The organism is Azoarcus taiwanensis (assembly GCF_012910885.1).
GTDB classification, from domain to species: Bacteria; Pseudomonadota; Gammaproteobacteria; order Burkholderiales; family Rhodocyclaceae; genus Azoarcus_F; species Azoarcus_F taiwanensis.
The window spans coordinates 18,002-41,279 of record NZ_WTVM01000003.1; the positions used below are offsets into that span (position 1 = coordinate 18,002).

A 23,278-nucleotide genomic window follows, 5' to 3' on the forward strand; every position below is an offset into this window, starting at 1 on the left:
ATGGCATTCACGCTGCATGGTCTCGCAGTCTCGCCCGGCATTGCCATTGGCCATGCACATCTGATCTCGCACGCACTGCTCGAGGTCAATCATTACCACGTCGCCGAAAAATACATCCCCGAAGAACTCGACCGCCTGGATGACGCACTGGCAACGGTGCAAGGCGAGCTTGTCGGGCTGAAGGCAGCAGCCACCTCCGGGCTGGGTCACACCGAGGTCGGCGCCTTTATCGACCTGCAGATGATGATGCTGGCCGATCCGATGCTGGTGGACGCCGCACGCAAACTGGTCGAGGAGCGACGCTGCAACGCCGAATGGGCACTGGTGCAGCAGATGGAGCACCTGGTCGAACAGTTCGACCAGATCGAGGACCCCTACCTGCGCGAGCGAAAAGCCGACGTGGTGCAGGTGATCGAGCGCCTGGTCAAGGTCTTGCTCGGCCACCCGGGCCATCTGCCGGCAAAGCGGCGTGATGGCCTCGGCACCATCATCGTCGCCCATGACCTGTCACCGGCCGACACCATCGGGTTCCGCGATCACAACATCGCCGGATTCGTCACCGATGTGGGTGGCCCGACCAGCCACACCGCCATCGTCGCCCGCAACCTGGCGATCCCGGCGGTGGTCGGCCTGCAGCACATCCGCCACCTGCTGGAGGACGACGAACTCGTCATCATCGACGGTACCCGGGGCGTGGTCATCATTGATCCGGACCCGACCATCGTCGAGGAATACCGGTTGCGCCGAGCAGAGCTGGAACTCGAGCGCTCCAAGCTCCATCGCATCAAGGACACGCATTCCGCCACGCTCGACGGCGAGGAAGTCTTTCTTCACGCCAATATCGAAGGTCCGAAGGACATCGGCCAGGTTCGTGCCGCCAACGCCGACGGTGTCGGGCTGTACCGCACCGAGTTCCTCTTCATCGGGCGTGACACCCTGCCAGACGAAGAAGAGCAGTACGAGGCCTACAAGGCGGTGCTCAAGGCGATGGGCAGCAAGCCGGTCACGATCCGCACCTTCGACGTCGGCGCCGACAAGGCACTGAAGCACCAGCCCAGCCGCATCGAACCCAACCCGGCGCTCGGGTTGCGCGCGATCCGTTTCTCGCTGTCAGAGCCGAAGATGTTCCTGACCCAACTGCGGGCCCTGTTGCGCGCTTCGGTGCATGGCAAGCTCCGCATCATGGTGCCGATGCTCGCGCACGCGAAGGAGATCGACCAAACCCTCGGCCTCGTCGATCGCGCCCGTGCGGAGCTGCGCGCGGAGGGCGCGAAGTTCGACGAACGCGTCGAGATAGGCGCAATGATCGAGGTGCCAGCGGCAGCGCTGTCGCTCGGCATGTTCGTGCGTCGGGTATCGTTCATGTCGATCGGCACCAACGACCTGATCCAGTACACGCTCGCGATCGACCGCTCGGACGATGCCGTGGTGCACCTGTACGACCCCTTGCACCCGGCAGTGTTGAAACTCATCGCCGGCACCATCCAGGCAGGCGTACGCTACGGCCTGCCGGTTGCAGTGTGCGGCGAGATGGCCGGCGACCCGGCCTACACCCTGTTGCTGCTCGGCATGGGGTTGCGCCATTTCTCGATGCATCCGTCGAACATCCTCGGCATCAAGCAGCAAGTGCTGCGCGCCGACGTCGGCGAGCTCGCGCCCAAGGTCCAGCGCATCCTGCGCATGGATGAGCCAGCCAAGGTAAGAGATGCAGTATTGCGACTGGGTGGGGGGGTGATTTGACAAGTGCGCTTCCAAACGCTAACTTGACGACATAGCGCCGATTTGAACCACAGCTTGCGGGCGCTCAATAAATCCGGCTAAAGCGAGGGCGACCCAGTCCGCGTTTTTCAGCCGGCTGGGTTTTTCAGTTTACGTGCGCACAAAATGATCCAACCTCAATCCGTCGGTGTCGTCGAAGCCCGAACCGCCCGGTTCAGCGCCCCGCTGGCGTTGAAGAGCGGGGGCACGCTCGACGAGTATGAACTGGTCTACGAGACCTACGGCGAACTCAACGCCGATCGCAGCAATGCGGTGCTGGTATGTCACGCGCTGTCCGGCTCGCATCATGTCGCCGGCCACTATGCAGACGAACCATCGAACGTCGGCTGGTGGGACAACCTGATCGGCCCCGGCAAGCCGCTCGATACGCGCCGTTTCTTCGTCATCGGCGTGAACAATCTCGGCGGCTGCCACGGCACGACCGGGCCCCGCTCGATCAACCCGGCGACCGGCCGTCACTGGGGCGCGGATTTCCCCTTCGTCACCGTCGAGGATTGGGTGACCGCCCAGGCCCGGCTTGCGGACATGCTGGGCATCGAGCGCTTCGCCGCGGTCGTCGGCGGCAGCCTCGGCGGCATGCAGGCGGTGTCGTGGTCACTGCAGTACCCGGACCGGGTGGCCAACGTCGTAGCGATTGCCTCGGCACCCAAACTCAGCACACAGAACATCGCGTTCAACGAGGTCGCGCGACAAGCCATTCTCAGCGACCCCGACTTTCACGGCGGGCACTACTACGAACACGGCGTGGTGCCGCGTAACGGCCTGAAGCTTGCGCGCATGATCGGCCACATCACCTATCTGTCGGATGATTCGCTGGCCGAGAAATTCGGTCGCAGCCTGCGTCATGGCAAAGCCTTGTACAGCTTCGACGTCGAGTTCGAGATCGAATCCTACCTGCGTTATCAGGGCGACAAGTTTGCCGGTTTCTTCGACGCCAACACCTACCTGCTGACCACCAAGGCCCTGGATTACTTCGACCCCGCCTTCGAGCATGGCGGCAATCTGCCCGCTGCACTCGCACGCTCGAGAGCCGATTTTCTGGTGGTCTCGTTTACGACCGACTGGCGCTTCTCGCCGTCGCGCAGCCAGGAGCTGGTCTATGCCCTGCTGCACAACCGCCGCAACGTCAGCTACGCCGAGATCGACTGTGCCGCAGGTCATGACTCGTTCCTGCTCGACGACGTGCATTACCACTCGGTGCTGCGCAGCTACTTCGACCGGATCAGGACGTAAACGCCATGATGTATCGCTATGACTTCGACGTGATCGCCCGGTGGATCGAACCCGGGGAGAAAGTGCTCGACCTCGCCTGCGGCGACGGCTCGCTGCTACGCCATCTGATGAGCGTGCGCAACGTGCAGGGATACGGGGTGGAGAACGACATCGACAACCTGACCGCCTGCATCGGCAACGGCATCAACGTGATCCAGGTCGACCTAGAGAAGGGCCTGGCCGGCTTCGAAGACGGCTTCTTCGACCACGTCATCATGAGCCTGTCGCTGCAAGCCATCCACAACACTCAGGGCATTCTCGCCGAGATGCTGCGGGTCGGACGCGAAGCGGTGGTGAGTTTTCCGAACTTCGGTTACTGGCGACACCGCCAGAGCATTCTTAACGGACGGATGCCGGTGTCGGAAAGCCTGCCGCACCAGTGGTTCAACACGCCCAACGTCCGCTTCTTCACGATCGCTGATTTCGAGGCGTTGTGCGAGCTGAACGGCATCGAGGTACGCGAGCGTCTCGCGTTCGACGAAGGCCAGCAGGTCACCGACGAGCCGAACTTCCTCGCCAGCGTGGCGGTATATCGTCTGGGCAAACGCCACAACATCGGCGCCTGACACAAGACTAGGCCGGCAATTGCCGGCCCGCGTTGCACCCGCCCGTGCTCGAGCAGGGTGCCTGATCCCTTGTCAGCCGACCACGAAGTTGGCTACGTCGACGCGTATCGCCGGACGCTGCAGGGCAGACGCAACTGCCAATGCGAACGCCTTGGACCATTCTCCACCAGCTTCGAAGCGTTCCTCGCCACCGTACTTGGCGACGTTCAGCACCATGTCGAGGACCAGCACCTTGCCCATCGGGTTGGTGGGCGTGCATTCCAGGTCCTCGAACTCCTTGGCCAGCCAGGCACGCGCCTGATCCTTGCTCATTGCCGTGACTTCGGCGTCGTGCAGGGGAATCTCATACTCACGCTCAGCACCGAACGAAACGGTGATGGTATAACTCATGGTCAGCTCCTCGATTGTGATTCAACTTTTGTAGTATCGTGCCATTTTCGGCGCCGTAGCTCGAACTGGCAAGTCGTGGCCGGTGGCGCTCGGTCAGGGCGCATGATCTAGCGGATAACAGCCCTGCGCATTAGTAGGCACACATGGGGCAAGGATACAGGGACTTGGCAGACTGCGGCCACTCACAGGCACACGTTCTCCCGAACGCGCGGGTTCCGGGTTGTATCGCCGCCACGGCACGTGTCGGAGCCGACACGTGAATCTGGGTCAATCGTAGTCATCCTCTGATCATATGGCGCATGAAACGCTGATCGAAGAGCTCGCGGGTATCGGCAGCTGGACGGTGGATTGCCTGACGGGCGAAATGACCTGGTCGCCCGGTTTGCGGATACTGCTTGGCATCGGGCCGGATGTGCCCGCCAGCGCCGAAGCTCTGCTCGCGTGTTTCGCAGAACCCGGGAAGCTGGCCGAGTTCGCCAGGGGTCGGGGCGAGGGTGGCGAGCTTCGCCTGACACCTGTTTCCGGCAGCGCACGCTGCCTCGAGATCGTGGTCGCACCCGAGCAAAATGGCTGCAAACCACCGACACGTTTCATCGGCGTGTGCAAGAACGTTACGGAACTGAGCGCGCTCGAAGACGAGTATCAGAAACAGGGCGGCTACCTCAAGGGCATTCTGGCGCACCTCCCGCAGGGGATCACGGTATTCGACGAAACCTTGCGTCTGAAATACTGGAACGACAGCGCCATCGAAGTTCTTGCCCTGCCCCACGAAATCGTGGTACCGGACGTTCGCTTCGAGGACCTCATCATGGTGCCCGCCACGCGTGGCGAGTACGGCCCCGGCGATCCGGGCGAGCTGGTTCGTCAGCGCCGCGAGCTCGCGTTGCGCTTCGAGGCTCACAGCTTCGAGCGTACCCGCCCGAACGGGCGGACCCATCTGGTGATCGGCGAGCCAATGTTCATAGACGGCCGGATAGCCGGCTTCATCACCACCTACACCGACATTACCGAGCGCAAGAAGATTGAGCGCGAAATCGAGCGCCAGAACCAGATCCTGGCGTCGATCATCGAGAACATCCCTTGCGGCGTATCCCTCTTCGACAAGGACTTCCGTCTGCTCGCCTACAACGAGGAGCTCAAGGCAGTACTCGGCCTGCCGGACGAGCTCTTTGCAGACCAGAGCACGACACTGATCGACTTTTTCGAATACAACGCCAGACGAGGCGAATACGGTGAAGGCGATCCGGACGAGATCGTGCGCCAGCTCACCGAGCGCGCGCGCGACCCGCAGCCCCACAGTTTCGAGCGGGTAAGACCCGACGGACGCGTCATCCACATCCGTGGGCAGCCCCTGCCCGACGGCAGCTTCGTGACCATCTACAACGACATCACCGAGCTGCGGAGAGCAGAAGCACGCCAGATTCTTGCCGACAAGGTGTTCGAGAACACACCCGAAGCGATCGTGATCCTGTCACCGGACAAGCGCATCGTTTCGGCCAACCCGGCTTTCACGACGATTACCGGGCAGGAGCTGGAATCGGTGCTCGACAAGCATTTCGACCCGTCGGACGACCCGTCGGAAAGTGCACTGGCCGACGATGCGTGGGCCATTGTCGAAGGCGGCGGCAGCTTTTCCGGCGAAACCGTCGGCGTGCGTGCCGACGGCAGCCGCTATCCCCGAGCGCTGACCATGGTCGCGGTGCGGGACCGGGACGATGGGTCGATCACCCATTTCGTCGCGATCTTCATCGACATCACCGAACGCAAGCGGCAGGAAGCGGATATCGCACACCTTGCCCACCACGACGTGCTCACCGGGCTCGCCAACCGCTTTTCGCTGCAAGCCCGACTCGAGCAATCGCTGGCCGATGCGCGACGCAAGGGGAATGCGCTGGCGGTGCTCTTTCTCGATCTCGACCGTTTCAAGAACATCAACGACTCGCTTGGTCATCACCATGGAGACGCGCTTCTCGTCGAGGTCGGCAAGCGGCTGACAGAGGCTGTGCGGGCCTCGGATACCGTTGCGCGCCTCGGCGGCGACGAGTTCGTCGTTGTCGTGCAGGACGTCGGTAGCGTCAGTGATGCCGCACATGTGGCCGGCCAGTTGATGGGACGTCTGTCGGCACCCTACTCGGTCGGGGAACTCGAACTGCACGCGATACCGTCGATCGGCATCAGCATGTTCCCGTGCGATGGCGAGACACCCGACACGCTGCTTCGCAACGCCGACGCCGCGATGTACCACGCGAAGGCGCTTGGTCGGGCCAATTTCCAGTTCTTCACCGAACAGCTCAACCGCGCGGTGACCGAACGGTTCCAACTCGAGGCGAAACTGCGCAAAGCGGTAGCCAGCGAAGAATTCGAACTCTGGTATCAGCCGCTCTTCGAGCCGCAGGGCGACGTCATGGCGGTTTGCGCCGTGGAGGCCTTGTTGCGCTGGCGAACGATTGACGGCGAGCTGGTGTCGCCCGGAGAGTTCATACCACTCGCCGAGGAAACCGGCATGATCGTCCAGATCGGCGACTGGGTCATCGCCGAGGCTTGTCGGCAACTTGAGAAGTGGCATGCCGGCGGCCTCGAGTCACTCCGCATCGCGATCAATCTTTCGGCCAGGCAATTGCGCGACAAGGGTTTGCCGCTGCGTGTCGAGCAGCTGATGAAGCAGCACGGGCTCGGAGCGGGTGCGATAGAGTTCGAGATCACCGAAAGCAGTGTCATGGAGGAGCCGACCCAGGCCATCGCGGTACTGGATGCCCTGAAAGCGTCCGGAGCATCGCTGTCGATCGACGACTTCGGCACCGGCTACTCCTCACTCTCGTATTTGAAGCTGTTCCCACTCGACCGGCTCAAGATCGACCGCTCCTTCGTCTCCGACATCGAGCACGATGCCAACGACGCCGCCATCGTCGGCGCGGCGGTATCACTCGCCCACAACCTCGGCCTGCGCGTCGTCGCTGAGGGCGTCGAAAGCGCCACCCAGCTTGAACGCCTGACGCACCTCGGCTGTGATGAACTCCAGGGCTATCATCTGTGCCGACCCTTGCCGGCCGCAGCAGTCGAACGCTTCCTGCGCGATAATCCTGCGCCATGAAAGAGTACGCCCGAGAACTTATTGCGGCGGCGCGCACGCTCGCCGACACCGTCGACCGCCTGGACTTCGCGCCACCGGTCAGCCATGTCTACAACCCGCTCGACTACGCACGGACCATTCATGAAGCCTACCTCGCCCGGTATGCGGACGGACGTCGCCGGGTGGTCTTCATCGGCATGAACCCCGGCCCCTTCGGAATGACTCAGACCGGCGTGCCGTTCGGCGAAATTGCGATGGTACGCGACTGGCTCGGTCTCGCCGGGCCGGTGGGCAAGCCCGACCGCGAGAGCCCGAAACGCCCGGTCGAAGGTTTCGACTGCAGCCGTTCGGAAGTATCTGGACGGCGGCTGTGGGGGCTGTTTAGCGAGCGTTTCGGCACTCCGGAGGCATTCTTCGCCGAGCACTTTGTCGCCAATTACTGCCCGCTGGTGTTTCTCGACGGCGGGCGCAATCTGACGCCGGACAAGCTCCCCGCCCACGAAACCCGGCCACTGCTCGAGGCCTGCGACATCCATCTGCAACGACTCTGCGACGTCCTCGAGCCAGACTGGGTCATCGGAGTGGGCGCCTGGGCCGAACAGCGTGCTGCACTCGCTCTTGCCGGTCGAGACATCCGGCTCGGCCGGATACTGCACCCCAGTCCGGCGAGCCCGGCGGCGAACCGTGGCTGGGCGGCTGCAGCAACCCGGCAACTGCTTGAAATGGGAGTGTGGACCGACTGAATCGACCGTTCGCACCCAGAGCTTTTGCAGGGGCAGCATGCGCGCATCCCCGGCAATCGTCAGCGTCAGGCGCGCCATCGGTTGTGTCGTGGGGTCCGACGATGTGCCTGCTCCGCTAGCCAGCATTCATCAGACCGCAGGATGCGGCCCGCGATCGCTGCGGTTCAGGATTCCAGCCCGACCTCCGAGTATGTCGTGGGAGGAGACGCGAACTTTCCGCCCTCGCTCCGGAGCCGTTATAATTCATAATTATGCATGCAAGGGCGTCTCGCTGACGTTCCGCAAGGAGAGACCTGATGGATGTCGTGGACCAGCTATTCGAGAACAATCGCAGGTGGGCTCAGCAGAAATGCGAGGAAGACCCCGACTTCTTCACCCGTTTGCTCAACCAGCAGAGCCCGGAATACCTCTGGATCGGCTGCTCGGACAGCCGAGTTCCGGCAAACCAGATCGTGGGGCTCGCACCTGGCGAAGTGTTCGTTCATCGCAACGTCGCCAACCAGATCGTGCATACCGATCTCAATGCCTTGTCAGTCATCCAGTACGCGGTCGACGCCCTGCGCGTAAAGCATATCCTGATCGTCGGCCATTACGGTTGCGGCGGCGTACAAGCCGCACTCAATGACAACCGGATTGGACTGATAGACAACTGGTTGCGCCATGTGCAGGACGTTCGTGACCGCCATCGGGACATGCTCGGTACCATCGACGACCCCAAACACAGGCTTGATCGCATGTGCGAGCTCAACGTGATGCAACAGGTAGTGAACGTGTGCCAGACCTCGGTGCTGCGTGAAGCGTGGGAGAGGGGGCAGAAGGTCACCGTTCACGGTTGGTGCTACGATCTCGCCGATGGCATCATTCGTGATCTTGAGGTGAGCGCCGGTTGTCGCGACGAAGCAATCGAACTCTATCTCGACGCCGGCAGCCGCTGCCTGCGCGAAAGGGCCTGACGCAGCCGCTCCCGCGCAGTTTCGCCAGAGACAGGAAACCATGCGTATCGGCATAGACTTCGGAAACACCTGGGTCGGGATCATCGCACTTGCCGACGACCGTGGTCCGTCCCGAATCATGCGTCCTCATGGCCATGTTCCGCACTTGTGGCGCGAAGCGGTCTGCTCGGGTGTCGTTGGCACCCCATGGCTGCAGCCCGCCGGAGCATGCGGATGACGACGCTGGCCCATGATCGCAGCCTGCACGCGATTCTCGCGGCGAACATCGCCACCATTGCCGCCGCTCTGCTCTTCGGCTGGGGGCTGGGCCAGCTGTTGTGGCCCTACTGGATCCAGAGCGTGATCATCGGCTTCTACGCCCGCCGCCGAATGCTCATGCTGCAGGACTTCTGCACCGAGGGCTTCAAGGTGAATAACCGGCCAGTCGCCCCGACACCCGAAACCCGCAAACAGACCGCGAACTTTTTCGCGCTGCACTACGGCATCTTCCACCTCTTCTATCTGTTCTTCCTGTCGGCCTTCGCTGCGGGCTCGGACGCCAGCGGTAATCTGGCGGTCACCAATACGAGCACCGGCGAGGTCAGCATGCTGCACATCGGACAGACAGACGGCCTGGATCTGCTCATCTACCTCGCGCTAGGCATCGGCTTCTGGCTCAGCCATCGCGCCTCTCACCGCGAGCACGTGCAGGCGGATCTCGCGCGCAAGCCCAACATCGGCTCGTTGATGTTCCTGCCGTATCTGCGCATCATCCCGATGCATCTGACGATCATCTTCGGCGCCGTACTGGGGGGCGGGCTGGCACTGGTCTTTTTCGCTGCCCTCAAGACCGCTGCCGACATCGCCATGCACCGCGTCGAGCATCGTTGGCTGCAGGCCGTCAAGGCGCTGTAGGTTCGCAACACCACGTCGGCCAAGTTTGCACTTACTCTGGATCAGGCAATGACCTCCCTCACCGCGTTCGCTCCAACTCCTCTCGACCAGGTATTCATCGGAAAGCTGACGCCTTTGCCGCCCGAGGGGCAGATGAGCGGCATTTTCAAGGAGGCGGTGCAAGTGCCGGTGACCGTATCGGCGTCAGGCCTCGCCGGCGACCAGCAGGGCGATCTGCGTCACCATGGCGGTCCCGACAAGGCAGTGCATCACTATCCGGCGGAGCACTACGGCACGCTTCGTGCGAAGTGGCCGGCAATCGAGGGACTCGCTATCCCCGGTGTGCTCGGCGAGAACATCAGCACCCGAGGTCTGACCGAGATCGACATTTGCATTGGTGACACCCTGCGGGCAGGCACTGCCGTGCTACAGGTCAGCCAGCCACGCCAACCCTGCTGGAAGATCAACCACCGCCTGGACATCGCCCGTGCCGCTGCCTTTGTCTTCGAGCAGGGCATCACAGGGTGGTATTACCGTGTGCTCGAGCCCGGCGCGATCGGACCCGGAGACACGCTGGAACTGCTCGAGCGACCGTCACCGTGGCTGACGCTCGCCCACTACTGGCGTAGCGTGACCACGCACCGACCCGATCCCGCAGTGCTCGTCGCGATCGCCGCCGCTCCGGGGCTGGCCGCTGACAAGGCCGCCCGTCACGCCGAGCGTGCCCGCTGGCTGCGAGAGAACGGATAGGTCAAACCTCCAGCGGGTCGACGTCCACCTGCCAGCGCAGCTCTCGCGGTATCCGCTGAGCACGCAGCAACTCGACCCATTCGGTGACGAAACGCTGGAGTGGCGCGCGCGCATCCGCTTCCACGAGCAGCTGTGCGCGCTCGCGCCGCGCCAGACGGGTCATTCGCATCGGCACCGGGTCAAAGACCCTGAGCGTGTCGGGCGGATGTGCTTGGGCGAGGCGTTGTGCATGACGCAGAAAGTCCAGCGCGTCGTCCAACCGAGGCGCATCGGCACGCAGCATGACCTGAAACGAGAAGGGTGGAAAGCCGGCTTCCTCGCGTGCATCGAGCTCGCTCGACGCGAAACGGTCGAAGTCGTGTCCGACCAGGCAGCGATACAGCGGATGCTCCGGATACTCCGTCTGAATCAGGACCTCACCGGGCAGGTGCGCGCGTCCAGCGCGACCGCCGACCTGCATCAGCTGCTGGAACAAGCGCTCCGGGGCGCGGAAATCCGCGGCGTGCAAGGAGGCGTCGGCCCCGATCACACCCACCAGCGTGAGTTGCGGAAAATCGTGCCCCTTGGCCATCATCTGCGTGCCAACCAGGATGTCTGCCTCGCCCGCAGCAATCCTTGCCAGCAAGGACTCCCACTGGCGTCGTGTGCGGGCGGAGTCTCGGTCGATGCGCAACACTCGGGCTTCCGGGAAGAGCTCGGCCAGGCGCGCCTCGATGCGCTGGGTGCCGCGGCCGAAAGGCTGGATGTCCTGGTTTCCACAACTCGGGCAGGCATGTGGGATCGCGGCATCACAGCCGCAATGATGACAACGCAGGCGACGGTCGGCGAGATGAACCACGAGGTTGGCCGAGCAATGCGGGCAATGGCTGATCCAGCCGCAGGAAGGACAGGAGAGTACAGGCGCGTAACCCCGTCTGTTGAGAAAGACCAGGCTTTGCTCGCCGCGAGTCAGTCGATCGCCCAGCGCAGCAAGGAGCGCAGGACTCAGTCCCTCGTCCAGTCGCAGCCGGCGGGTATCGATGCAGCGCACCCGGGGCAGGGCTTCGGCGCGCGCCCGCAAGCGAAGCTGCAAGGCACGATAGCGCCCCTGTCGCGCATGCTGCCAACTCTCGAGAGAGGGCGTGGCCGAGCCCAGCACGACCGGCACCTGGCGCTGCCTCGCGCGCCACACAGCGACGTCTCGTGCCGAATAGCGCACGCCCTCCTGCTGCTTGTAGGAGGCGTCATGCTCCTCGTCCACGAGAATCAGGCCCAGACGGGGAAGCGGTGTGAATACCGATAGGCGAGTGCCAAGCACGATGTCTGCACGTCCTTCGAGCGCGTGCATGAAGCCGCGCGAGCGTGCGCCCTCTGCCTGCGCCGAATGCAGACTGACCACCGACGCCGCCGGGAAGCGCCCGGCGACGCGGGACTCCAGTTGGGGCGTGAGCGCTATCTCGGGCACCAGCATGAGCACTTGCTCGCCGCGGGCAAGCGCCGCGGTGGCAAGCTGCAGATAGACCTCGGTCTTGCCACTCCCGGTGACTCCCTGCAACAGCCAACAGGCGAAGCCCTCGTCGCTTTCAGCGATCGCCTCGACCGCGGCGCGCTGTTCCACGGTGAGGGGCGGCGCAGAGCGCGAAGCACCGGCGTCGGCACGCTCCGGCGCCGGGACGACGCCGAGCCAGCCCCTGCGCAGGGTCTCGGCAAAAGCCTGGCCATCGGGTAGCTCACGCACCTGACTGCGCCGCTGCACGCCCGCTTCACGGAGTTGGATCAGCAGGCGAAGGCTGCGACTGTCCCGACGGCGATCGGCGAGCGCCGCTTCACCCTGCTCGGTGAGGTCGATGAACGGGTCCTCATCCTCAGCGGCCACCGCGTCAGCCCGGCGGAGCCCCGGCGGCAGCGCGAGCGCGATCACCTCGCCAATCGGCGCATGGTAGTAACGGGAGACGAAGGCCACGAGCTCGAGCCAGTCATCCGGCAAGGCCGCAACTTCACGCTGGACCTGGATCACCGGCTTCAGACGGCCGGCAGCTACGTCACTCGTCTCGGGCAGGGCGACGACGACGCCGGTCTTCTCGCCCCGACCGAAAGGCACCCGGACGCAACGACCGATATCGCCAGGACCAGCATCATCGCAAAGATAGTCGAACAGACGCGGCAAGGGTACCGGCAAAGCGACACGAAGTAGCCGATGTTGTGAATCGATCGAGGCCGCAGGCAATGTCGTTGTCACAAATAAACGCCAGATTTCATGCACTTGACGATAGCGCCGCTCGGACCGGAAAAACCATGGCTACGACAAATGACGTCAAATCATGGAGTTGCGGGCACTTTCTCAGCGCAAACCGCAATTGCGCTGCTAAATGACTGCCCCTGAAGAGCTTGTGGCCTTTTCCACAGAACCTGTGGATAAGTGTGTGGAAACCATGCTGAAAACCGACCCAAAGCGCCGTCAGACAAGCATTTTTGTCACTTTGCCTTAACAATGAGCAACGTAAACAACGTTATTAATCAATGCCTTGGAAAATCCGTGCTGCGGCGCAGCGATTCTTGGCCAGAAACCACGATGGAACGTCGGGATGTGTATAAGTCAAGCCCCTTCGCACATTTTTTTGCCTTGACATATGACGCCACGATGGGTGCGAAAACGGGATTCTTCCCACCCATCGCAACAGTCTTCCGGCTCGTGCGGTCAGGCTCCGGCGCGCAGGGCCCGACTGTGTTCATGGACCGTGTCGACCAGCACCGAGACCGACTCCGGCGGCGTGAACTGGGAAATGCCGTGCCCCAGATTGAAGACATGGCCCGGATGGTTACCGAAGGAATCGAGCACCTTGCGTGCCTCGGCAGCGACCACCTCGGGCGGAGCAAACAGCACATTGGGGTCGAGGTTGCCCTGCAGCGCAACCCGCTCACCTACCAGCGCACGCGCGCGGCCGATGTCCATGGTCCAGTCCAGTCCGACCGCGTCGGCACCGATGTCGGCGATGCGCTCGAGCCACAGACCGCCACCCTTGGTGAACACGATACTCGGTACTCGCCGTCCGTCGTTTTCGCGAATGAGACCGTCAACCACGCGTTTCAGATAAGGCAGAGAGAAGGTGTGATATGCCTCTTCCGAGAGGACGCCACCCCAGGAGTCGAACACCATCGCGGCCTGGGCGCCTGATTGGATCTGGGCGTTGAGGTAAGCGGTCACCGCATCGGCGGTCACCGTCAGGATGTGGTGCATGAGGTCCGGCCGGCTGTAGGCGAGACTCTTGACCTTGCGGTAGTCGGACGACGAACCGCCCTCGACCATGTAGCAGGCGAGCGTCCACGGGCTGCCCGAAAAGCCGATCAGGGGTACGCTGCCGTCGAGCGCGCGGCGAATTTCGGACACCGCATCCATGACGTATTGAAGTTCGGCGTGCGGGTCCGGTGCGGTGAGATTGCGGATTTCCCACTCGTCCTTGAGCGGACGCTCGAAGCGCGGTCCCTCACCTTCGGCGAAGTACAGACCGAGACCCATTGCATCCGGCACCGTGAGGATGTCCGAGAACAGGATTGCGGCATCGAGATCGTAGCGCGCGAGCGGCTGCAGCGTGACCTCGCAGGCCAGGTCCTTGTTCTTGCACAGGTCGAGAAAGCTGCCGGCGCGGCGGCGCGTCTCGCAGTACTCGGGCAGATATCGGCCTGCCTGGCGCATCAGCCAGATCGGTGTATGTTCTGTAGGTTCACGCAGCAATGCGCGCAGAAAGGTGTCGTTGACGAGACGGCTCACGGAAGACTTCCTCGGTTTCTTTTGGCTAACTTGCCGATTATCCCGGTTTTCCGTGCTGCTGCCGACCCTCTGGATCAAGGCGGCGCAGATTCCCTGCAATCAGCGACGCCAGAAGACCGGCGTAAGCACGACGAGCAGGGTGAAGATTTCGAGGCGGCCGAGAATCATCGTGAACGACAGCGTCCAGATCTGGAACTCGTTTAGCCCGGCGTAGTTGGACGCCGGCCCCACCGCACCGAGGCCGGGACCTGTGTTGTTGATGCACGCTACGACCGCCGAGAACGCGGTCACGATGTCGAGCCCGGACAGCGACAACACCAAAGTCAGGCTGACGATGGACACCATGTACATGAAACCGAAGCCGAGCACGGCGTGCAGAATATCGTCCGAGACTCGCTGGTTACCGAGTCTCACCGGATGAACCGCGTTGGGGTGGAGCGAGCGCACGATTTCCCGGAAAACCTGCTTGTACAGAATCATCGCACGCATCATCTTGATGCCACCGCCGGTGGATCCGGAACAGGCAATGAAGCTGCCGAGAAACAGTATCCACAACTGGGCAAACATCGGCCACAGCGTGTAATCGTAAGTTGACAGCCCGAGCGAGGTCGAGATGGAAACGACATGAAACGAAACATAGCGCAAGGTCATGGCCAGGTCACTGTGCGCCTGATACTGGGTCAGGTAGGCAGTAAGCAGAAGCACGCTGACGCCAAGCACCCCCAGGAAGATCGGAATCTCCGGGTCGCGCATGTAGGGTCGCGGACTTCGCCGTACCAACGCGAGATAGTGGGTCGCATAGTTCATCGCCGCAAGCAGTGCGAAGAAAATCACGACCATCTCGACCTGGATGTTGTTGAAGTGGCCAAGCGAAGCTTCCTTGCTCGAGAAGCCACCGAGACCCGCCACGGTAAACGCATGGATCAAAGCGTCCCAGCCAGACAGCCCGGCCAGCCACAGGCAGACACCGCAGGCCACGGTGAGCAGGATGTAGGTAATCCACAGGCCCTTCGCCGTCTCAGTGATCCGCGGCGTGAGACTCGACTCCTTCATCGGCGTCGGCACCTCGGCCTTGAACAGCTGGCGCCCACCGATGCCGAGCAGCGGCAGGATCGCCACCACCAGCACGATGACCCCCATGCCGCCGATCCAGTGCATGAAGGTGCGCCATACGTTGATCGACACCGGCAGGTCGTCAAGGCCGCTCAGCACGGTCGCGCCAGTGGCGGTCAGACCTGACACGGCCTCGAAATACGCGTAGGTGAAGGTGAGATCGGGGATGAAGCTCAACAGCGGAATCGCGCCGAATAGCGGCAGCATTATCCAGCTCGCGGCGACCAGCAGAAAACCGTCCGGCACACGCAGATCGCGCCGTTTTCCCCGGGTGAGCAACCACAGCGACAAGCCACTGCCGAAAGTCACCAGCAAGGCAGTATCGAACGCGATGTGCGCGCCATCCCCGAGATAGTAGGAGATCGCGATCGGAAAACCCATGAGCAGGCCGAAGATCATGATGATCAGGCCCATGGCATTGAGAACCGGGTAGTAGCTGCGCATGCGGTCGCTATCCGTTCAGGGCGTCGCAGTGGCTCCCGCTCACAGGAAGGTGAACCCGACCTGGAACAGCTTCTCGACCTGACGGACAAGACGCTTGTGGGTGCAGAAGACGATCACGTGGTCCTCGGATTGGATCACCGTGTCATGGTGGGCCATGATGACCTGATGCCGGGCGATGCTGCCGTCCTCGCGTCGTATCTGACGCACGATGGCGCCGATCGTCGCGCCCTTGGGCAGGGCGATGTGTTCGATCGCCTTTCCGACCACCTTGGATTCCTTCTCGCTGCCGTGCGCGACGATCTCGAGCGCCTCCGCAGCACCGCGCCGCAGGCTGTGTACCGCCACCACGTCGCCCCTGCGCACGTGTGCGAGCAGCGTACCGATCGAGATCTGTGCCGGCGACACCGCGATGTCGATCGGTCCGCCCTGCACGAGGTCGACATAGGACTTGCGGTTGATCAACGCCAGTGTGCGCCGCGCGCCCATGCGCTTGGCAAGCGAGGCCGACATGATGTTGTCTTCCTCGTTGTTGGTCAGCGCCACGAAAAGATCGGTCTCGTCGATGCCCTCGTTCTCGAGAAGTTTTTCGTCAGTCGAATCGCCCTTCAGCACCAGTGCCCGGTTCAGGTGGGTGGCGAGAAACTCGGTGCGTTGCGGCTGCAGTTCGACGAGCTTGACGTTGTGGTCGTGCTCGATGGAGCGTGCAAGACGAAAGCCGATGTTGCCGCCGCCCGCGATGATGATGCGCCGCATCGGACGATCGATGCGCCGCATCTCACGCATGACTTGCCGGATATGCACCGTCGCGGCAAGACAGAAAACCTCGTCGCCGGCAAGGATCGTGGTGTCGCCCTCGGGGATGATGGCTTCGCCGTTGCGGTAGATCGCTGCGATACGCACTTCCACGTTGGGCAGGTGATAGCGGATGGCCTTGAGCGGATGACCGACCAGCGGCCCGCCCTCGAAGGCGCGTACGCCGATGAGACTGAGCACACCGTCGGCAAAATCCAGCACCTGCAGTGCCTCCGGGAAGGAGATCAGGCGCTGAATGTGATCGGTGACGATCTGCTCCGGGCAGATCGAGAAATCCACCGCGAAGTTGTCCGCGTTGAGCAGCTCGGGGTAATCGACGAAATCGCCGGAGCGCAGGCGCGCGATACGGGTCGGGAGGTTGAAGAGGGTTTTGGCGACCTTGCAGGCGCACAGATTGGTCTGATCCGACTGGGTTACCGCGATCAGGAGATCGGCATCCTCGGCGCCGGCGTCCTGCAGCACATAGGGCGACGCAGCGTTGCCGCACACGGTGCGGACCTCGAGCCTGTCACGCAGCAGTTCGAGATACTCGGCGCTGGTATCGACCAGGGTGATGTCGTTCGCCTCGGAGGCGAGGCTTTCAGCGACCGAGGCGCCGACCTGGCCGGCGCCCAGAATGATGATCTTCACGGTCTCGCCTTCACGGAAGCCGAAAAGTCGTCATTGTACGCGCGACAAACCAGCCCGGCGCAATTGTTTGCTGCGACGCAGCACACCATTGCGGCCAGGCTGGCCGGCTCATCGGTCTCCGCGCCGCAACAGTCCGCCGACGAAGGCGTCAATGTGGAAGCGGGCATGCGACGACTGATATCGCCACTGCGGCGCCACAGGGCAGGCCGCCCGCGCGACGCAAACCCTGGTCCGGCAGGCGCTGTGCTCGTGTGACAGCAGATGGTCCGCACAGGCGTGATGGTCAAAACCCGCCGGTGTGGTGGCGCCAACAGGACAGGCGGCAAGACACGGTTGACCCACGCACTCGTCACACGGCGCGGAGGTGACGACTGAAACTGTCGCCTCGCCGACAGGCTCGGGAAGCAGCAACGCGAAGCGAAAGGCCTGCCACAGACCAAACTCGGCATCGATGAGGATGCCGAGCGGCGAAGAATGCAGCGCGCGGGCACGCATCGCCCAGCGCTGGAAGGGGTGAAACGGTGGACCCTCGAACGGGTAGAGTGCGCGACCGCCCGCACGGGCCGCGAGGCTGTCGCCGATACGACCACTCCAGCGGTCCAGCGGATCGGGCTGACCGTCGAGATACTCGGGGGACGCGGTGAACCTGCTCCAGTGCGAGGAGCCGACATGGCCGATCAGGACCAGCGAAGCTGCCGGCATGTCCTCGGCGATCGCCGGAAGCGCCTCGTCTTCGTCCGGCGAAAAGTGCCCCAGGGGCAGGAGACCGTGATCGTCGAGCGCTGCGACGAGTTCGGCCGGAGTCATGCGCTCAGCTTTCCTCGTTTCGACGTCCGACCTGCACCCCAAGCTGCTTGAGCTTTCGGTACAGATGGGTGCGCTCGAGCCCGCACTTCTCGGCGATACGGGTCATGTTGTTGCCTTCAATCCCGATGTGATGCTCGAAGTACAGTCGCTCGAAAGCCTCGCGTGCGTCGCGCAGGGGCTGATCGAAGGACACCGCACAGTGACTCTCCTGCACCGGCTGCGGCAACACGCGCCGCACATCATCAACGCCGATCTCTTCATCGAGCGTTCCCAGCGCGAGAGACCTCACCGCCGAGCGCAGTTCACCAAAACCGCCTGGCCATGGATGCGTGCGCAACAGGTTCAGAGCTGCGGTCGACAGCCGACGGCGCGGCACCTCGCCAGCCTCGACTAGATGCAGCAGAACCTGGGCGGCCATCTCCGGAAGATCGTCCTTGACCTCCTCGAGCGTCGGAGGAGCCAGATTCACCTCGTACAGCCGGTGAACCAACGACTCGTCCCAACCCTCGTCCAACAAGGCATCGGCGGCATGCTCCGTGACCGCGACAAGGTGAAGGTGGAAGCGTTCGAGGCGTTCGATCGTGAACGCCAGGTTCTTCTGCTGCGTGCGACCGAGCCGCTGAAGCTCGGCGACGAAAACCACACCGCCCTGCACCGTTTGCAGCTGCTTGATGTCCAGGGGCTGGCTTACCGAACCCAGATCGAGCCAGCCCGGCGCATCGGGCTTGATGCTGCGCGCGGCGAGCTCGGCCAGACTCCCCGGGCCGGCACGGAGCAAGACGATGCGTGACTTTTGCGCGATCTGTTGCAGTCGACGACGCAGATCCGACAGCGGCGCGGAACGGGGAAATGCCGCAAGCGTGAGCTGTGCGCTGCGTCCGACGGTGCTGGGTTTTTGCAGGCTGCGCTTGACTGCCGCAAGCAGCTTTTGCAGCGCGATTGGTTTCTCGAGGTAGTCGATCGCGCCGATACGGGTCGCCTCGACGGCGGTGTCGATGGTGCCGTGACCCGACATCATCACGACCGGCATCGTGAGTTGGCCGTTTGCGGACCACTCCTTGAGGAGGGTAATGCCGTCGGTATCGGGCATCCAGATATCCAGCAAAACGAGATCGGGGCGCCGTGCGTTGCGCCAGGCCCGGGCCTCGGCTGCATTTTCGGCCAGAGCGACATCATGCCCTTCGTCGCCCAGAATCTCCGAGAGCAATTCCCGGATGCCGGCTTCGTCATCAACGATAAGAATCTTCGCCATCAATCCAACCTGATTACTTCAGTCCCGCTTATGGCCGTTGGTCTCATCGGCCGCTCTGAGACGGATGCGGATCTCCGCCCCCCCTTCGTCCAAGTTGCGCAGACGAACCTCGCCGCCATGCTCGTCAACGATCTTCTTGACGATCGCCAGTCCGAGCCCGGTGCCGCGAGCCTTGGTGGTGAAGTAGGGCTCGAAGGCGCGAGCGAGCAGCTCGGCCGGAAATCCTGGCCCATTGTCGCGCATTTCAATCGCGATCCTGTCTCCGTCACTGCGCGTCCCTACCGACAAGACACCTGCAGGTGTATCGGCGAGCGCGTCTTCCGCATTCTGGACGAGATTATGAATGATCTGGCGGATCTGTGCCGGATCCCCGACAACCTCGGGCAAGCCGCCATCCAGATCGGTGACGATTCGGATCGGCGAGCTCTCGTACAGACCGAGCACTTCGGTGATCAGCGCATTCACATCCACCCGGCCGAAGGTCGGATTCGGCAGGCGCGCGTAGTCGCGGAAGGCATTCACCAGATTCTTCATCGCCTCGACCTGATTGACGATCGTCGTCGTTGCCCGCTCCAGCACCGCCAGTCCTTCCTCGTCCAGGCGCCCGGCGAGTTTGTAGGCTAGACGCTCAGCCGAAAGCTGAATGGGCGTAAGCGGATTCTTGATTTCGTGCGCCAGACGTCGGGCCACCTCTGCCCACGCGGCCGTGCGCTGCGCCATGACCAGGCTGGAGATGTCGTCGAAGACCACCACGATGCCGCCCCCGGTACTCTCCGGCAGGCGCGTACCATGCACGAGGAGGGCTTGAGGCGCACTGTCCTTGCGCGCGATCTCGAACTGCTCATGCCAGTCGGATTCAGCCGCGTCGATACGGGCAAGCAGAAAATCCCGGAAGTCCTCGTGTCGCGGCCATTCAGCGAGCGTGTAGTCCTCGAAGTTCGCGAGATCGTCCCTGAGGATGTCCATCGCTCCGCGATTGGCGGCGCGCAATCTGCCGTCCTCGCCAAAGGCCAGCACACCCGCCGAGAGGTTGGCAAGCACACTCTCGAGGTAGGCGCGAGCACCTTCGACCGCGGCACGGTTCTTCTCGGCCTGAGCGCGGGCCTCCTGGAGCTGACGGGTCATCTGGTTGAAAGATTGCGTAAGCACACCGAGTTCGTCGCGCGCCGGCAGCGCCTTGCGAGGGCTGAAGTCACCTTGCGCGACCGCCTGCGTGCCCTCGGCGAGAATCAGCAGGGGTGCCGCAAGCCGCCGGGTCAGCACGAATGCAATGGCCACTGCCGCGAGGAGGGACAACAACAGAGCAAGTGTCAAGGTAACCGAGTAGATCCGCGACAGACCGGTACGGCCGAGCACCAGTTGCTGATACTCGCGGTGCGCCTCCTGAACCACCTCGACATTGCGCGCGAAGGCCTCCGGAACCGGCTGCGTGAGCTGCAGATACGAAGGTTCGGCAAACAACGAAGCGGACGGCACCGGCACCACGACGCGGATCAGCAAACCGTCACCGGGGCGGGTTTCAACCAGATGATAGCGCTGGCTTTGGCGCGCCTGCCGCATCTGGGCTGGCGTGGGCAGGTCGGGGAGCAGGGTACCGACACCATCCGAAACGGTCGCGATCAGCTGAGCGTTTGCGCCCACCAGGGTGAGGGTGGCTACCGCGGCCTGCTCGCGCAGGCGGTTGAGCTGCATTGAATTCAGCTGCGCCTCGGCATCGAGTTCGAGCGCGATATCCCTGGCCTTGTCGCTGATCTGGGTGACCAGGTAGTCGAGCGCGTTCTGACCGAGCGCAACCCCGCCTTCGAGCGCACGCTCGACGCGGACATCGAACCACGAGTCGATGCTGCGCACGACGAACTGCATGGACACCGTATACAGCAGCAGACCCGGCCCGATGGCCATCAGTGCAAACATCAACAACAGACGGTACTTGAGGCGTGAGCCGAACTGGCGGGTGCGGTACTCGCGCCAAAGCTTGCGTAACTGCACTGCGACGAGGGCGGCCAAGGCCACGCCAACAGCACCGTTCAGTGCGAGCAGAAAAGGATAGGCGCCGGCGAACAGGTCGGTGTTGGCGCTCGCCGAGGCGAGCAGGAACAAGGAGATCGCTGCGAGCGCTGCCGCAACGATGACGACGACACGCCTCATCGTGTGGTTCCGGCCAGAAAGGTCCAGCGCAGCCAGTCTGTTCCCACGCTCCAGTCTCGGTTTCCGATCGCGGTGACCTGGAAAGGCCGCGGCAACCTGCTGGTGTCATGACGCATGCGTAACGCCGCGTTGTACGAAACCCCGGCTTCCAGCTCGTCAAGCTCGACGATATGCCAGTTCCGGATACGCTGCATGGCACGCAACGCGCCGTCGAGGGAATCGAAGGTCTGATGAAGGCCACCGACGGAGAGACGATAGCTGCGCGTGATCGCGTGATAGGACAGACGATAATGGATGCTGCGGGCGGCGATCTGTCGGTCGAACCAGTACCAGCGTCCGCGCTCGAGCTCGAACTCGAGTACGAAATGCAATGAAACCCCGCGCAGCAAGGCTTCGGTCAGGCGAGGACCGAGGTCGAGATCGATATCGGCGTTGACAACATAACCGTCGTCGCCCTGAACGATCTCGGCATAGCGGACGACATTTTCGTCAGCCTCGGCGTGGGCGATCAGCGGCGTCAGGAGAAGGCACAACGCGAGCAGCCAGCCGCGGAGCGACTCAATCGGACTTGCGCAGCAGGGCGTAGTAGAAGCCGTCATTCTCGGCGGTCGGAAGGAGTTGGCGATCATCGGCACCATCTATCTGGATACGCTTGGCATCCGGATGGCGGGCCAGAAACTGCGACACCTGCACGCGGTTTTCGTCATCGAACAGCGAGCAGGTCACGTACAACATTCTGCCACCCGGGGCGAGCGTTCTCCACAATGAATCCAGAATAGCGGCTTGTTGCGCTACAAAGCCACGGATATCCTTCTCGCGGCGCAGCCATTTGATGTCCGGATGGCGTCGCACCACGCCGGACGCACTGCAGGGCACATCGGCAAGAATACAGTCGAAAGGTCGACCATCCCACCAGTCATTCGGTTCTCTGGCATCGCCTATCCGCGTTTCGCCGCGGAGACCGAGGCGGGCGAAGTTGCGGTCGATCCGCTCAGCGCGGACGGGGTCGATTTCGAGCGACAGCAAGTCGACGTCGGCGTACTCCAGGAGATGAGCGCTCTTGCCGCCCGGGGCGGCACAGGCATCGAGTACGCGCTGGCCGGCGTGTGGGTCCAGCCAACGAGCCGCCCATTGCGCCCCTGCGTCCTGCACCGAGAGCCTGCCCTCGGCAAAGCCGGGCAAAGCCGTAACCGGCACAGGCTGCTCAAGCAACAAGGCGTCGTTTGCGAGGCGGCGCACAGCGAAACCATCCTCACGCAAGGCCGCCAACGCGTAGTCGACCGTCGTACGGCGCAGGTTGACCCTCAGACTCATCGGCGGGGGCTGATTGGCGGCCTCGAGCACACCCTCCCAATCATCCGGAAAGCTGCGGCGAACACGATCGATCCACCATGACGGATGGCGGTAGTGGCTGACCGGATCGCGCTCGATGAGCTCCGCCAGGCGGGCAGCCTGCCGCAAGGCATTGCGCAGCACACCATTGACCACCCCCTTTAGACCGGGGGCAACGACTGCGACGGCCTCAACCGCCTGATCGACAACGGTGTGGGATTGGTCTGGGCGTGTTTCGAGGCGCTGCAGGGCGACAAGAAGAACGGCCCGGACACTGTCGGGCAGCGGTTTGCTGAGCAACTGGGCAAGCACGAGATCACCGCGTCCATAGTCACGCAAGGCTCGCCACGCGAGATCGCGGATCGCACCCCGGACGGCATCCGGCCAGAGCGGTCGGGCGTGATGCCGCGCGTGCTCGAAAGCGTCGGTCAGATTCTGACCGCCGAGCACCTTCTCGACAAGTCTCGACGCCTCGAGGATTGCGTAGGCGAGGCTGTCCTGTGGCAAGCGGTTGGTGGGGTGGCTACGCCGTCGATCGGACATTCTGGATCCTGAAAAGCTTACGCCCGCGAAATGACAGCGGGCGTAAGCGGTG

At 63.0% G+C, this 23,278-nt stretch carries 18 protein-coding genes; 8 read left to right on the plus strand and 10 right to left on the minus strand.

What is annotated here, in order from left to right:
* The 3 genes from ptsP (at position 1) to metW (ending at position 3,617) form a co-directional block, all read left to right on the plus strand.
* Positions 1–1,740, plus strand: a complete 1,740-nt coding sequence (ptsP, locus tag GPA21_RS00855; protein ID WP_168986321.1) for a phosphoenolpyruvate--protein phosphotransferase — start codon at positions 1–3, stop codon at positions 1,738–1,740.
* 144 nt (positions 1,741–1,884) lie between these two features.
* Positions 1,885–3,012, plus strand: a complete 1,128-nt coding sequence (gene metX / locus GPA21_RS00860; RefSeq protein ID WP_168986322.1) for a homoserine O-succinyltransferase MetX — start codon at positions 1,885–1,887, stop codon at positions 3,010–3,012.
* A 5-nt stretch (positions 3,013–3,017) separates the two neighbouring features.
* Positions 3,018–3,617: a methionine biosynthesis protein MetW gene (gene metW / locus GPA21_RS00865; protein ID WP_168986323.1), complete on the plus strand. Its 600-nt coding sequence runs from the start codon at positions 3,018–3,020 to the stop codon at positions 3,615–3,617.
* A 72-nt stretch (positions 3,618–3,689) separates the two neighbouring features.
* Here the strand turns inward: metW and GPA21_RS00870 are convergent, their stop codons facing one another.
* Entirely contained in the window at positions 3,690–4,007 is a 318-nt protein-coding gene (locus GPA21_RS00870; protein ID WP_168986324.1) for a hypothetical protein, read from the minus strand.
* Between the two features lie 292 nt (positions 4,008–4,299).
* On the opposite strand from GPA21_RS00870, the gene GPA21_RS00875 reads away from it, so the two are divergent.
* From GPA21_RS00875 to GPA21_RS00895, 5 genes are all read left to right on the plus strand, one after another.
* Positions 4,300–7,098 carry an EAL domain-containing protein gene (locus GPA21_RS00875; protein ID WP_246261661.1) on the plus strand — a complete coding sequence of 933 codons (2,799 nt, stop codon included), beginning with the start codon at positions 4,300–4,302 and terminating at the stop codon, positions 7,096–7,098.
* Entirely contained in the window at positions 7,095–7,820 is a 726-nt protein-coding gene (locus tag GPA21_RS00880; protein ID WP_168986325.1) for a uracil-DNA glycosylase family protein, read from the plus strand. The genes GPA21_RS00875 and GPA21_RS00880 overlap by 4 nt, the downstream gene beginning before the upstream one ends.
* A gap of 296 nt (positions 7,821–8,116) precedes the next feature.
* Complete coding sequence (gene can, locus GPA21_RS00885; protein WP_422614196.1) at positions 8,117–8,773, plus strand: carbonate dehydratase; 657 nt, start codon at positions 8,117–8,119, stop codon at positions 8,771–8,773.
* Positions 8,774–8,986: 213 nt separating this feature from the next.
* The gene (locus GPA21_RS00890; protein ID WP_168986326.1) at positions 8,987–9,667 is read left to right on the plus strand and encodes a DUF6498-containing protein; all 681 of its coding nucleotides are present in this window, start codon (positions 8,987–8,989) and stop codon (positions 9,665–9,667) included.
* Positions 9,668–9,715: 48 nt separating this feature from the next.
* Positions 9,716–10,396, plus strand: a complete 681-nt coding sequence (locus GPA21_RS00895; RefSeq protein ID WP_168986327.1) for an MOSC domain-containing protein — start codon at positions 9,716–9,718, stop codon at positions 10,394–10,396.
* A gap of 1 nt (position 10,397) precedes the next feature.
* On the opposite strand, the gene GPA21_RS00900 is transcribed toward GPA21_RS00895, so the two are convergent.
* The 9 genes from GPA21_RS00900 to rsmB form a co-directional block, all read right to left on the minus strand.
* The gene (locus GPA21_RS00900; RefSeq protein ID WP_339379861.1) at positions 10,398–12,614 is read right to left on the minus strand and encodes a primosomal protein N'; all 2,217 of its coding nucleotides are present in this window, start codon (positions 12,612–12,614) and stop codon (positions 10,398–10,400) included.
* A 459-nt stretch (positions 12,615–13,073) separates the two neighbouring features.
* A complete protein-coding gene (gene hemE, locus GPA21_RS00905; RefSeq protein ID WP_168986328.1) occupies positions 13,074–14,144 on the minus strand; it encodes a uroporphyrinogen decarboxylase in 1,071 nt (356 codons plus the stop codon).
* 99 nt (positions 14,145–14,243) lie between these two features.
* Complete coding sequence (locus tag GPA21_RS00910; RefSeq protein ID WP_168986329.1) at positions 14,244–15,701, minus strand: TrkH family potassium uptake protein; 1,458 nt, start codon at positions 15,699–15,701, stop codon at positions 14,244–14,246.
* A 39-nt stretch (positions 15,702–15,740) separates the two neighbouring features.
* Positions 15,741–17,144 (minus strand): Trk system potassium transporter TrkA, encoded by a 1,404-nt coding sequence (trkA, locus tag GPA21_RS00915; protein WP_168986330.1) that lies wholly within the window; start codon positions 17,142–17,144, stop codon positions 15,741–15,743.
* 108 nt (positions 17,145–17,252) lie between these two features.
* Positions 17,253–17,951 carry a hypothetical protein gene (locus GPA21_RS00920; RefSeq protein WP_168986331.1) on the minus strand — a complete coding sequence of 233 codons (699 nt, stop codon included), beginning with the start codon at positions 17,949–17,951 and terminating at the stop codon, positions 17,253–17,255.
* A gap of 4 nt (positions 17,952–17,955) precedes the next feature.
* Positions 17,956–19,203, minus strand: coding sequence for a sigma-54-dependent transcriptional regulator (locus GPA21_RS00925; protein WP_168986332.1), 1,248 nt, complete (start codon positions 19,201–19,203; stop codon positions 17,956–17,958).
* Between the two features lie 18 nt (positions 19,204–19,221).
* Positions 19,222–21,351, minus strand: a complete 2,130-nt coding sequence (locus GPA21_RS00930) for a sensor histidine kinase (protein ID WP_168986333.1) — start codon at positions 21,349–21,351, stop codon at positions 19,222–19,224.
* Positions 21,348–21,950, minus strand: coding sequence for a DUF4390 domain-containing protein (locus GPA21_RS00935; protein ID WP_168986334.1), 603 nt, complete (start codon positions 21,948–21,950; stop codon positions 21,348–21,350). The genes GPA21_RS00930 and GPA21_RS00935 overlap by 4 nt, the downstream gene beginning before the upstream one ends.
* On the minus strand, positions 21,910–23,226 hold the full coding sequence (rsmB, locus tag GPA21_RS00940) for a 16S rRNA (cytosine(967)-C(5))-methyltransferase RsmB (protein ID WP_168986335.1): 1,317 nt from the start codon (positions 23,224–23,226) through the stop codon (positions 21,910–21,912). The genes GPA21_RS00935 and rsmB overlap by 41 nt, the downstream gene beginning before the upstream one ends.
* Between the last annotated feature and the right edge of the window lie 52 nt (positions 23,227–23,278).